This window comes from Nostoc sp., from assembly GCF_036917575.1.
In the GTDB taxonomy this organism is placed as follows: domain Bacteria; phylum Cyanobacteriota; class Cyanobacteriia; order Cyanobacteriales; family Nostocaceae; genus Nostoc.
Genome location: NZ_JBALDC010000102.1, coordinates 1 through 11,748 on the forward strand (window position 1 = coordinate 1; position 11,748 = coordinate 11,748).

At 39.7% G+C, this 11,748-nt stretch carries 12 protein-coding genes; 4 read left to right on the plus strand and 8 right to left on the minus strand.

Translation table 11 applies throughout. From position 1 onward, the window contains the following. Positions 1-52: 52 nt before the first annotated feature. Together cas12k and V7K79_RS29000 are read right to left on the minus strand one after the other, a co-directional pair. Positions 53-469 carry a type V CRISPR-associated protein Cas12k gene (gene cas12k, locus V7K79_RS28995; protein WP_335052885.1) on the minus strand — a complete coding sequence of 139 codons (417 nt, stop codon included), beginning with the start codon at positions 467-469 and terminating at the stop codon, positions 53-55. Between the two features lie 140 nt (positions 470-609). After that, the gene (locus tag V7K79_RS29000) at positions 610-1,005 is read right to left on the minus strand and encodes an ArsR/SmtB family transcription factor (RefSeq protein WP_335052887.1); all 396 of its coding nucleotides are present in this window, start codon (positions 1,003-1,005) and stop codon (positions 610-612) included. 151 nt (positions 1,006-1,156) lie between these two features. Between V7K79_RS29000 and V7K79_RS29005 the strand changes: the two genes are divergently transcribed. The 4 genes from V7K79_RS29005 to argJ all read left to right on the plus strand — a co-directional run bounded on the left by V7K79_RS29005 (position 1,157) and on the right by argJ (position 9,246). Next, positions 1,157-3,358 carry a heavy metal translocating P-type ATPase gene (locus tag V7K79_RS29005; RefSeq protein ID WP_335052889.1) on the plus strand — a complete coding sequence of 734 codons (2,202 nt, stop codon included), beginning with the start codon at positions 1,157-1,159 and terminating at the stop codon, positions 3,356-3,358. A 1,014-nt stretch (positions 3,359-4,372) separates the two neighbouring features. Continuing rightward, the gene (locus V7K79_RS29010) at positions 4,373-6,346 is read left to right on the plus strand and encodes a PAS domain S-box protein (RefSeq protein WP_335052892.1); all 1,974 of its coding nucleotides are present in this window, start codon (positions 4,373-4,375) and stop codon (positions 6,344-6,346) included. Between the two features lie 18 nt (positions 6,347-6,364). Further along, positions 6,365-7,888 carry a hybrid sensor histidine kinase/response regulator gene (locus V7K79_RS29015; RefSeq protein WP_335052894.1) on the plus strand — a complete coding sequence of 508 codons (1,524 nt, stop codon included), beginning with the start codon at positions 6,365-6,367 and terminating at the stop codon, positions 7,886-7,888. Between the two features lie 194 nt (positions 7,889-8,082). Further along, positions 8,083-9,246, plus strand: coding sequence for a bifunctional glutamate N-acetyltransferase/amino-acid acetyltransferase ArgJ (gene argJ, locus V7K79_RS29020; RefSeq protein ID WP_335052896.1), 1,164 nt, complete (start codon positions 8,083-8,085; stop codon positions 9,244-9,246). 278 nt (positions 9,247-9,524) lie between these two features. On the opposite strand, the gene V7K79_RS29025 is transcribed toward argJ, so the two are convergent. The 6 genes from V7K79_RS29025 to V7K79_RS29050 form a co-directional block, all read right to left on the minus strand. Further along, positions 9,525-10,001 carry an alpha/beta hydrolase gene (locus V7K79_RS29025; protein ID WP_335052898.1) on the minus strand — a complete coding sequence of 159 codons (477 nt, stop codon included), beginning with the start codon at positions 9,999-10,001 and terminating at the stop codon, positions 9,525-9,527. A gap of 9 nt (positions 10,002-10,010) precedes the next feature. Continuing rightward, positions 10,011-10,268, minus strand: a complete 258-nt coding sequence (locus tag V7K79_RS29030) for an esterase/lipase family protein (protein ID WP_335052900.1) — start codon at positions 10,266-10,268, stop codon at positions 10,011-10,013. After that, positions 10,265-10,888, minus strand: a complete 624-nt coding sequence (locus V7K79_RS29035) for a hypothetical protein (RefSeq protein ID WP_335052902.1) — start codon at positions 10,886-10,888, stop codon at positions 10,265-10,267. Before V7K79_RS29035 ends, V7K79_RS29030 begins: the two co-directional genes overlap by 4 nt. A 59-nt stretch (positions 10,889-10,947) precedes the next feature. Continuing rightward, positions 10,948-11,103: a hypothetical protein gene (locus V7K79_RS29040; RefSeq protein ID WP_335052904.1), complete on the minus strand. Its 156-nt coding sequence runs from the start codon at positions 11,101-11,103 to the stop codon at positions 10,948-10,950. A 41-nt stretch (positions 11,104-11,144) separates the two neighbouring features. Beyond that, entirely contained in the window at positions 11,145-11,405 is a 261-nt protein-coding gene (locus V7K79_RS29045; RefSeq protein ID WP_335052906.1) for a hypothetical protein, read from the minus strand. A 15-nt stretch (positions 11,406-11,420) separates the two neighbouring features. Then, the coding region (locus tag V7K79_RS29050; RefSeq protein WP_442938984.1) for a WD40 repeat domain-containing protein at positions 11,421-11,748 on the minus strand (328 nt) is incomplete at its 5' end.

Genomic DNA, 11,748 nt, shown 5'->3' on the forward strand with positions numbered 1-11,748 from the left:
TTAATTTCAGCAATGCCCTCTGGATACGCGACTTTAACATAGTACGTAAATACTATAAAATTGCGATCGCGCTGTGCCAGTTGCGTAAGTCCTGAATATACTCCCCTAACTCCGATTCTCCAAACTGATTTGGTGCAGCAAGCGTTTGAGCTATTTGGCGTTGGTGGGATAAAAAATGCTTTTGCTGTCGCTGTCGATTTAGCAGTTTGTAATTATCACCCAGTAGTTGTCTGATGCTGTGATAGGTAATTACTTGACCTGTAGTGCCATTTACTACCGCTAGCGTTGCAGGCTTTTCTAAGCCGAGGCTAACACCAACAAGAATATGAGATTGTCCTTTATATAAAGGTTTCGTGGGGCGAGGAAAAGGGTTATTAATTCTGTCTAAGGTGGAGTTTTTCCGTTTTATGTGGGCTTGCTGTTTTTCATTAATTTTCTTATTTAATAAATAAGAAAAACCCTGACACAATCCTTGCTATGCAGGGGTTTTAGGTATTTATAATGCTGTGGCAATATTTTGTTAAATTGACAAATAATTAGTTAATGTACAGCAACATCGTTGATTCGCCAGCCGCAGAATACTCAATCTATTCCGTTATTAGCTTCATCTTATACTTCTCTCAAATGTTCTGAAACTTCTTTGTAAACGTTGATAATATGGCCATCGGCCAAACTGTAATAGACATTACGCCCTTCTCGCCGATATTTCACTAAGCGTTGCGATCGCAAAATTCGTAATTGATGTGATACCGCAGACTCGCTTACCTTGACAGCAGCAGCTAAATCACAAACACAGAGTTCTTGATGAGCTAACGCAGACATCAGCCGCAAACGACTGGGATCGGCCAAGGCACTAAAAAATTCTGCCATCTGTTGCGCCTTATCAATCGGCATAACTTCTGGCTGTACCTGACGCACCTGCTCAAGATGGACGAGATGCGTGTCACAACTGGGTATATCCTCACTGTGAAAAGACTGTGATTTTGATGACGACGATTTGCTCATAGGATTGGAGTTAGCTGCTGAGGTAGGATGCACGTTCAGTATAGGAAATGATTCTCATTTTAACACGTGAACATCTGAAAGTATCTTCAGATGTTTCATTATTTATGTTAGAGTTCAGAAAAGTCTTCCTCAACCGCCTAATTAAACCCTTATGACTCAAACTCCATCACTCAAAACTCAGCAGATACAGGTAGGCGGCATGGACTGTACAAGCTGCAAGATGAAGATAGAAGGTAGCCTGGAACGATTGAGAGGGGTGACGGAAGCATCTGTGACGGTGGCAACCGGGCGGTTAACTGTGACCTACGATCCACAGCAGGTTAGCGAAGTAACGATTCAAGAGCGAGTCAAGTCACTGGGCTATACCATTGAAAACCCGAAATCATCCGCACCTAAAACTGCCCCTAAAGCGCATAACCATCACCACGATCATGAGGATGGTCATACTCATGATGAGGAAGACGAACACGAGCATGGTCATAGTCACGGCTCTGGCGAATTTAATCTCAAGAAAGAACTACCACCCGTACTGATAGCGATCGCCCTGTTTACCATTGCCATTTTGTTTGAGAAACCCTTACACAACACACCCTACAATATTGCCGAATTTGCCGTAATTATTCCAGCCTATTTGTTAAGCGGTTGGACAGTGCTGAAAACAGCTGGACGGAATATTCTTAGAGGGCAAATCTTTGATGAAAACTTTTTGATGACGATCGCAACTCTGGGCGCACTCGCCATTCACCAGCTGCCTGAAGCCGTTGCCGTGATGTTATTCTTTCGGGTTGGGGAGTTGTTTCAAGAATACTCAGTGGGGCGATCGCGCCGTTCGATCAAAGCCTTGTTAGAAGTTCGTCCCGATACCGCTAATCTAAAAGTGAATGGCACAATCAAACAGGTTTCTCCAGAAACAGTCAATGTCGGGGACTTGATTTTGGTGAAACCAGGTGAGAAAGTACCGCTCGATGGCGAAATTCTAGAGGGGAACTCGCAAGTCGATACTTCAGCCCTTACAGGAGAGTCGGTTCCCCGCACGGTTAAACCTGGAGATACCATTCTTGCAGGTATGATTAATAAATCGGGCGTGCTGACGATTCGAGTCACAAAACTATTTGGCGAATCATCGATTGCCAAGGTGCTTGACCTAGTTGAAAATGCCACTAGCAAAAAAGCATCTACTGAGAAATTCATTACCAAGTTTGCCCGCTACTATACACCCGTTGTTGTCTTTCTCTCGCTAGGAGTTGCCCTGTTACCACCCCTATTGATTCCAGGGGCAAATCGAGCGGACTGGGTATATCGGGCGTTGGTGCTACTGGTAATCTCCTGCCCTTGCGGACTGGTGATTAGCATTCCTCTCGGCTATTTTGGTGGAATTGGGGCAGCCGCCAAGCGGGGAATTTTGGTCAAAGGCTCAACGTTCTTGGATTCGCTCACAACGATTAAAACAGTTGTGTTTGATAAAACGGGAACCTTAACCAAAGGCACGTTTAAAGTCACCCAAGTTGTGACAAAAAATGGGTTTTCTGAGTCGCAACTGCTGACTTTGGCAGCGAAAGCAGAATCTCACTCGAATCATCCGGTGGCACAGTCAATTCGGGAAGCTTACGCCCAACCGATTGCTGCATCTGAAGTCACTGATTACGAAGAAATTGCGGGGCATGGCATCCGGGCAGTTGTTCAAAATCAAGTGGTGATTGCAGGCAACGATCGCCTGTTGCATCGAGAAAAAATTGACCATGACACTTGTGATGTCGCAGGTACTGTGGTTCATCTGGCAGTGGATGGACGCTACGGTGGATACATTCTGATTGCAGACGAAATCAAAGAAGATGCTCCTCAGGCGATTCGAGATTTGAAACGAATGGGCGTAGAAAAAACCGTAATGCTAACGGGAGATAATCGGGTGGTTGCCTCTTCAGTAGCTCATCAACTCGGCTTAGACACTTTCATTCCCGAATTGCTCCCAGAAGGAAAAGTAGAGGAAATCGAAAAACTGCTAGACCGTTCGGGCAAAGCAAAACTCGCATTCGTTGGCGATGGTATTAATGATGCGCCTGTAATTGCTAGAGCTGATGTCGGTATAGCAATGGGTGGGTTGGGGTCGGATGCTGCCATTGAAACCGCTGATGTCGTACTGATGACGGATGCTCCTTCAAAGGTGGCAGAAGCCATCAAAGTTGCCCAGAAAACTCGTCAAATTGTGGTACAAAATATTGTCGTAGCACTCTTCATTAAGGCACTCTTCATCGCGCTAGGAAGCATTGGACTAGCAACACTTTGGGAAGCCGTGTTTGCAGATGTGGGTGTAGCGCTGTTAGCAATTCTGAATGCTACCCGCATTGCCAAGTAGATTCTTGTGCTTTCAGGAGTAGTTGCAAATAGCTTATGTTCAGTAATGTATACATTTACACTTACAAATGAAACAAGAGAACAGCCTATCAAGCTTCTATGGATAGTATTGGGAATGCAAAGTGGGCTTCTGCTGAGAGTTCCGTCACAATCTCATCCTTTTGTGCCTCTTGATGGCTATTGGTATGATCGTCCAACGTTTTTACATAATTATTTAATACATACGTATTTGTACTTTACTATACAAACGACATTTATTTTGTCAATTTTCATAAAAATGTATATTCACAGCATTTTTCAATAAAGGACAGGTATTTTGGCAATAAGCTTTTAGTAGCCTATTTTCAGCTTCCAATAGTAAAATTATTACTTTATAAGGTTTTAAGCTAAATATTTTTGAAGACATTAATTTGTCAGGTGGTGATTTAATTTGGCAATCGACAAGTGCTGATCTATCGAAACGAGTTGAATTAGTCCGCAAATACACGTATATAACTAAATAAAATTAGATTATTAGATATCCAAGATATTACTGTGATTTTTGAAGGTTTTTATATATGTAGATGGTTGATTTCAGAGAATATACGGTAACGATAACCAAAGCGATCGCGGTACTTTAATTTTAATAAATCTTATATTAATCAGATTAAAAAACTCAGAGAAGATGAGGAATATAAAATATAGAAGCTCAAGCTAATACTCGATTTTAACCTAAAACTAGTAGGTAAAACTCTGACGAATGCCAAACGTAGTTCTCCTTTAGAATGTGAGAGCTATAGCAGGAGGCAGAAGGCAGAAGGCAGGAGGCAGATCGCTTTTAGCGTCTCCCAAGGGGAGAAGGCAGGAGGTAAAACTATTACTATTCCTAGCTTTCACTCTTTTAAAATGTCCTAACCTATGTGACTACGGCTATACTTTCTAGGCGTATGCGCGTCTACAGAAGTCTGAGGCTAAAAACCTCTTCTTTCGCGCTTCAGGCTTTGGTGAAGACTTGTGCAATGTGTAGGTTTTTATAATGGAATTTTTAAATAATTTTTTCTCTACTAGCCAGTTTATTCCCCACGGACATTGCTACCTCTGGAAACCAGGATTGGTGTGGTTGCATCTGATTTCAGATGTGTTAACTGGACTTGCTTATTATTCAATTCCAGTGATGTTGGTTTCTTTTGTCCGTAAACAGCGAGATATGCCTTTCGGCTCAATATTTTTAATGTTTAGCACATTCATCGTTGCTTGTGGCACAACCCATTTAATGAATATATGGACGCTTTGGTATCCTACCTATTGGCTATCAGGGTTACTCAAAGCTCTTACTGCTTTTGTCTCCGTATTAACGGCTATAGAGCTTGTGTCATTAATGCCGCAGGTGCTGGCTCTACCGAGTCCGGCTCAACTAGAGGCTGCAAACTACCAACTAGCAAAAGAAATTGCTGAACGCATACGAACTGAGAAGGTGTTGAGAGAAAGCGAACAACGCTGGCAATTAGCTTTGCGCGGCAATAATGATGGAATTTGGGACTGGAATGTTAAAACCAATGAAGTTTTTTTCTCGGCTCGCTGGAAAGAAATGCTCGGTTACGAAGACCACGAAATTTCTAATCATTTAAATGAATGCGTGTCACGCATTCATTTAAATGATCTTGACTGGGTGAAACAAGCGGTTGAAGATCACTTTGCTCAGAAAACACCGTTTTACATTACCGAGTATCGAGCTTTATGTAAAGATGGCACCTATAAATGGATTTTAGATCGAGGGCAAGCACTGTGGGATGAAGATGGTAATGTAGTACGAATGGCAGGTTCGCATACAGACATAACCGATCGCAAGCAAGCAGAGGAGACATTAAATAGCCTACTAAACCAACTAGAAAGCATGGTTGAAGAAAGGACAGCAGAGTTAACAAAAATCAATGAATCACTACAAACAGAAATTACTGAACGCCAGCGAATAGAAGAAGCATTAAGAGAGAGCGAACAGCGATTTCGTGCTGCATTCCATCAAGCTGCTGTTGGTATTGCCCATGTCGCAATCGATGGAAGCTGGTTATTAGTTAATCAGAAGCTCTGCGATCTTCTCGGTTACACACTCGAAGAACTACAGTTGTTAACTTTCCAAGATATTACTCACCCAGACGATCTTAATACTAACCTAAAATATGTTGAGCAGATTTTAGCAGATAATATTCAAACTTACTCGATGGAAAAGCGCTATTTCCGCAAAGATAATTCCATAGTTTGGGTTAATCTTACTGTGTCTTTAATGCGTGAATCTAGTAGGGAACCAAAATATTTTATTTCTGTGGTCGAAGACATTAGCGAACGTCAAGCTGCGCGGCACGAACGCAAGCAGTGGGAGGAGCAAATTAAAGCATCACTATTAGAAAAAGAGGTGTTATTAAAAGAAATTTACCATCGAGTCAAAAATAATTTACAGGTTATTTCTAGTCTGCTAAATCTGCAATCTGCATATATCAAAGACAAAGAAGATTTGGTAATATTTCAACAAAGCCAGCAGCGAATTGCATCAATGGCTCTCGTTCACGAAAAATTGTATCAATCTCAAGACTTGGCAAAGATTAATTTGGGTGAATATATTCGAGATTTGGTAGCAAGTTTATTTACTGCTTATGAAGTCAATGAAGATGCGATCGCTTTGATAATAAATACCGAAGATTGTATTTTTATCGGTTTAGATACAGCAATTCCTTGTAGCTTAATTATCCATGAACTTGTATCTAATTCCTTAAAGTATGCATTTAATAAAGAAAAAAATGGTGTAATTAATATTGAAGTTAAGAAAATACTTAATAATGATTTAAGGCTGATAGTTAGTGATAACGGTATTGGCTTACCACCAAACTTTGATTTTAAAAAACTTGCATCATTAGGATGGGAGTTGGTGGATGCTTTAAGTAATCAGTTAGCAGGAAATATCAATATTACAGGCTCTACTGGAGTAGAGTTTCAGGTAACATTTCCTTTACCATAAATACACAATTAGTAAAAAATGACAAAGGCAAAAATTTTAGTTGTGGAAGATGAAGCTATTGTTGCTAAAGACTTACAATATCGGCTGAATAAATTTGGTTATACAGTTCCTGCTATTGCTTCTTCAGGAGAAGAAGCGATTAATTTAGCAAGAGAAATATCTCCAGATTTAGTCCTGATGGATATCAAACTTAAAGGGTCAATAGACGGGATACAAGCTGCTGAAGAAATCTATAAGGGTTTGGATATTCCAGTAATTTATTTGACTGCTTATGCAGATGAGAACACATTGGAGCGAGCTAAGATAACTGAGCCGTTTGCCTACCTCTTAAAACCTTTTAAAGAAAGAGAATTACAAACAAATATTGAAATAACTTTGACTAAACATAGTTTGGAAAAGCAATTAAAAGTTAATAAAAAATGGCTAGATGCACTTTTAAAAAGTATTAGCGATGGTGTAATTGCTAGCGACTTAGAAGATTTAATTACTTATATGAATCCGGTTGCGGAAAATTTGACTGGATGGAAACAGGAAGAAGCTTGTGGGAGAAATTCCTCAGAAGTATTTAATATTGCTAATAGCGAAACTCATAATCCAATTGAAAGTCCGCTTATAAAAGTTATTCAAGATGGGACAATCACTAATCTTCCCGCAGAAACAATTTTGATTACTAAAGATGGCGCAGAAATACCAATTGGTGACAGCGCTGCACCGATTAAGGATGACAAAGATAATATTACAGGCGCTGTATTAGTGTTTCGAGATATTACTGAGCGCAAACGAGCGATTGAGGCGCGTCAAAAGCAAATTGAACAAGAACAACTTGTGGTGCAATGGGAACAAATAAATCAACTCAAAAATGACTTTTTGAATTTAGTTTCTCACGAACTGCGATCGCCTCTGAGTAATATCAAGACGATGATTCAAATGATACAGCTATCTAATAATACTGAGTTAGATCAACGCTATCTAAAATTAATGGAAAGCGAGTGCGATCGCGAACTAGAATTAATTAACGATCTACTAGACTTACAACGGCTAGAAAGCTCATCCTATCCAGTTATTACACCTAATGCGTTGCTCTTACAACAGTGGTTATTTTGGATTATCGAGCCGTTTCAAATCCGCTCTCAAGAACATCAGCAAATTCTACAGTTGAATCTTCCTGCAAATCTCCCGCCATTATTCTCAGATGGCATTAGCTTGGAACGCATCGTAGTAGAATTGCTCAATAATGCCTGTAAGTATACACCTGCGGGTGGTGAAATTGTTTTAAGTGTAAGTTATAATTCCTTGGAAGCACCTGCAAAAACTATTATTACTGTCAGTAATTCAGCAGAAATTTTAGTAACAGAGTTACCACGAATATTTGATAAATTTTATCGTCTTCCCAATGCAGATATCTGGAATCAAGGTGGTTCGGGATTAGGTTTATCTATAATACAGAAATTAGTCGAACAATTGCAAGGAAACATTCAAGTAGAAAGTGGCAATGGATGGACTACATTCACTCTTACATTAACTGATATTATATCCAGTTAAACACTTATAATATCTGTAGGTTGGGTTGAGTAACGTAGACCTAAAAAGGCTGACCGCAGGGTAAACCAACATTTTATCCTTATTTATGTTGGGCTTCACTGATGTTCAACTTAATATACATTGAAAATTTTTATTACAAGTAATAACCTGAATTTAATATGAGATAATTAAAGCAAATTATTAAATATCAAAAAATGCCATTAACTATATCTTCTACACCTCAAGGTTTTAGTGCATTCATCACTAATTTGGGAATACGAGATACAACTGATGATTTTGTATTTATTAAATCATCAGTTCCTTGTGTTGCAGATGGAGTTTTCACTCAAAGTCTTTTTGCTGGGCCAAGTGTTACTATTAGCCGCGATAACTTAAAAGATTCACAAGCACAAGGAATTGTTGTTATATCTAAAAATGCAAATGTAGCTAATGGTTCTGTTGGTATTGCTGACGCCCAAGAGGTTCTGCAATTAGTTGCAACTGAAACTGGAATTGCTGCACATAATATTGTGATAGCTTCTACAGGTGTAATTGGTAGACGTTACCCTATTGAAAAAATCCGGGCTGGTTTATTAGGATTGGGCAAAAAATTGACTGATGCTGATTTTGATGCCGCAGCCCGTGGTATTATGACCACCGATACAGTAGCGAAACTAGCTACACGGCAAATAGGAAATGCCAAGCTAGTAGGAATTGCTAAAGGTGTTGGTATGATTGAGCCTAATATGGCTACCCTCCTAACTTTCTTTTTTACTGACGCTGCAATTTCTACAAATAGCCTTCGTTCTATTTTTCGCTCTACTATAGATAAAACTTTTAATTGTCTGAGTGTAGATACTGACACTTCTACTAGTGACTCTGCTGTGATTCTTGCTAATGGTTTAGCAGGTGAAGTTTCAGAATCAGATTTTAAGAGTGCATTGCAAGAAGTTGCACAGGAATTAGTCTTAAAAATTGCACGAGATGCAGAAGGTGCTACTAAGATAATTGAGGTGACTGTAGATTCAGCGATTAACTATGCACAAGCTAAAACAGTAGCGAAAGCAATTGTAAATTCACCATTAGTAAAAACTGCTGTTTATGGAGCAGATCCGAATTGGGGAAGAGTTGCTATGGCTATAGGTAAATGTGAAAATGAACAGCAGATAAATCCAGAAATAGTGATTATTCGCTTTGATAATGTGAAAGTTTATCCTAGTAGTTTAACTGAGGAAAATCTGGAACAGTTACGCAAAATTATGTCTAAAGATAAAGTTGATATTCATGTTAGTCTTAATATTGGCGAATCCTCTGCAACTGTATGGGGTTGCGATCTTTCAGAGGGTTATATAGAGATTAATGGTAAATACTCAACTTGATTAAAGGATGTCTGAAAAGTAAGAAAGCTCACGTAATGGTATCCTGTCAGTAGAAAAAATACTTAAGTATGACAGCGTTACGAGAGCCATGAGTCCATCTATCCTGCGTAACTTGACTTCTATGTTGCAATGATTCGTTTAATGTTAAAACAGCTTGCGTAATCAAAATTACCTCCTCAAAACTTTTCAGACATCCTCTTAATGCGTGAATTTTGAATTTTGAGTTGGTATAAGTTTGTTATGGCAACAATTGATTCAAAGTAAAACTGCTCAACAATTTAATCACTAGTTAATACTGAAGCAAGAAGATCGGGACAAGACAGATGTGGGCAATGTCCAGAAGCTAGCTCAATGGCATCGACTCCTAAGCGCTTGCGTGCAGCGTAGTGTGACCATGCAGGAGATATTATTCGGTCATCGTTACAAACAATATACTTACGCTCAACTGAAGGCAAAGCTTTTAGAGGATTCGTTTCAAAAATATATGCCATAGATTGTTGCGAACGACTTTTCGAGATTGCCCACTCTGCTACATCCGGTTGACAATCATGAAAGAAAAACTCTCTTAATACTGCTTCGTCTGAATAATCTTTGCCTACGGAAGCGGGTTCATACATATCAGGCTCATCGTAGAACTGTTTGAGCTTACTTGGGTCTTTGGGGTGGTAATTTAATGATTTGAGCGTTTCAGAATCAAGACGATGAGAAAATTGGTCGAGTGTACTGATTCCAGGATATGGGAGCAGCGCCGCCACAAACACTAGTTAACGCACTTTTACCGCTTCTGCAACCAAGGGAATTATAGTACCAGCCATTGAGTGACCGACTAGTACAATATCATCATCAGTTTTTGGTAGCGCTTGAATTACTGTATCCGCAAATTGGGACAAAGTAGCAGATGCATTTTCAATTGGCAAATCCATTGCTACAGTTTTGTGACCCTGTGCTTCTAAGTAGGGAATTAGCAAATCCCAACACCAAGTGGCTTGGAAAGCACCGTGAACTAGACAAAAAAGACTCATATTAATTGAACAGCAGTTAAAACAGGCTGAAAAGGTTGCAATAAAATACCCAAAATTTTATCAACTTCTTTAATATAGTATTCAGTCAAATCTATATAAACAGTTGTCCCTTCTAAAAATAAGAACTTCCAGTTAGTTCCACTAGTAACCGAGCCATAAATTCGCTCAACTTTATTACCTTGATTTAAATTGAACAGTTGCGCTGCAATCATTGCCGCTACACATTGACCAAGACCACCGATAATATCTTCTTTTTTCGCTTCAAAAATAAATATTACCGGAGCAGAAATAAATAGTTGCTCTTGGGAATTGCTGATGATGTAATCGTAAAAGCCTTGCAATCCTAAAGTTGCATCAACATTAAATTCATTTCCAGAGAACAGCGAGATTTTATTATTTAATAATCGTCTAACTTCTGCCAGTATTGGTGCAATTAAAAACTCTGACCTGGCTTTTTCGCTTGAAATTGCAGTTGCTAAAGGGATGTAATCTATTAAAATAGTTCTGAGAGTTTCTGATGGTGTAACAGGTTTTGTATCAACAAATAAATTCCGAGTTTCATCGAGTGTTAAGTCAAAACTCTTTTTCACCTTAGCGAGATTAAAATCACTGTATGCCATCCTTCCACCTTGTGATTATCTATTTCGTCTATTCCATTTGATACTACTCAATCTTAGCCCTATTGGATGGGAGCGATCGCAGTGAAGAAAATGTAGGTTGGGTTGAGGCTTTGCGAAACCCAACTTTTTCGCGGGTTTGTTGGGTTTCGTTCCTCAAACGCTACTTGCTTCTCCTGTCGGAGATGCTGCGCGAACAAGCCGGGGAACCCGTCCAACGCAGTGGTTCCCCAACCTACGTAGATATTCTAACCGCCTTTCAAAGTGAGTTCGGCTGCGATTCAACCTTGGCTTGATTCGCCAACTCTTTTGCTCTCGTCTGGGAATCAAACTTTAATTTATTATCCCACTGCTGTGCTTTGCCAAACTTTTCAACAGCGCCATTAATATCATCAGATCGCGCTAACTTCTCACCTTGGACGACTAACACTGTCGCCCCTTGCACTAACCGCAATGGAGTTTGGCATGATTGCAACTCTTCTAACACTTCTGGATGGGCAATGAGGTAATTATTCAGCAAATTGCAACCACTGATTCATAAATTATCGAAATCCAAATCCCATAAAATTATTGTTTTGTCAAAACTAGCAGAAGCTAACTGTTGTCCATTGGGACTGAAGGCAACGCTAATTACCCTATCGCTATGACCAGTCAGGGTTTTGAGGAGTTGACCACTACTGATATCCCAGATTTTGATGGTCTTGTCAAGACTAGCAGAAACTAACTGTTGTCCATTGGGGCTGTAGGCGACGCTATAGACTGGACTGCTATGACCAGTCAGGGTTTTGAGGAGTTGACCATTGCTGACATCCCAGATTCTGATGGTTTTGTCAAGACTAGCAGAAACTAACTGTTGTCCATTG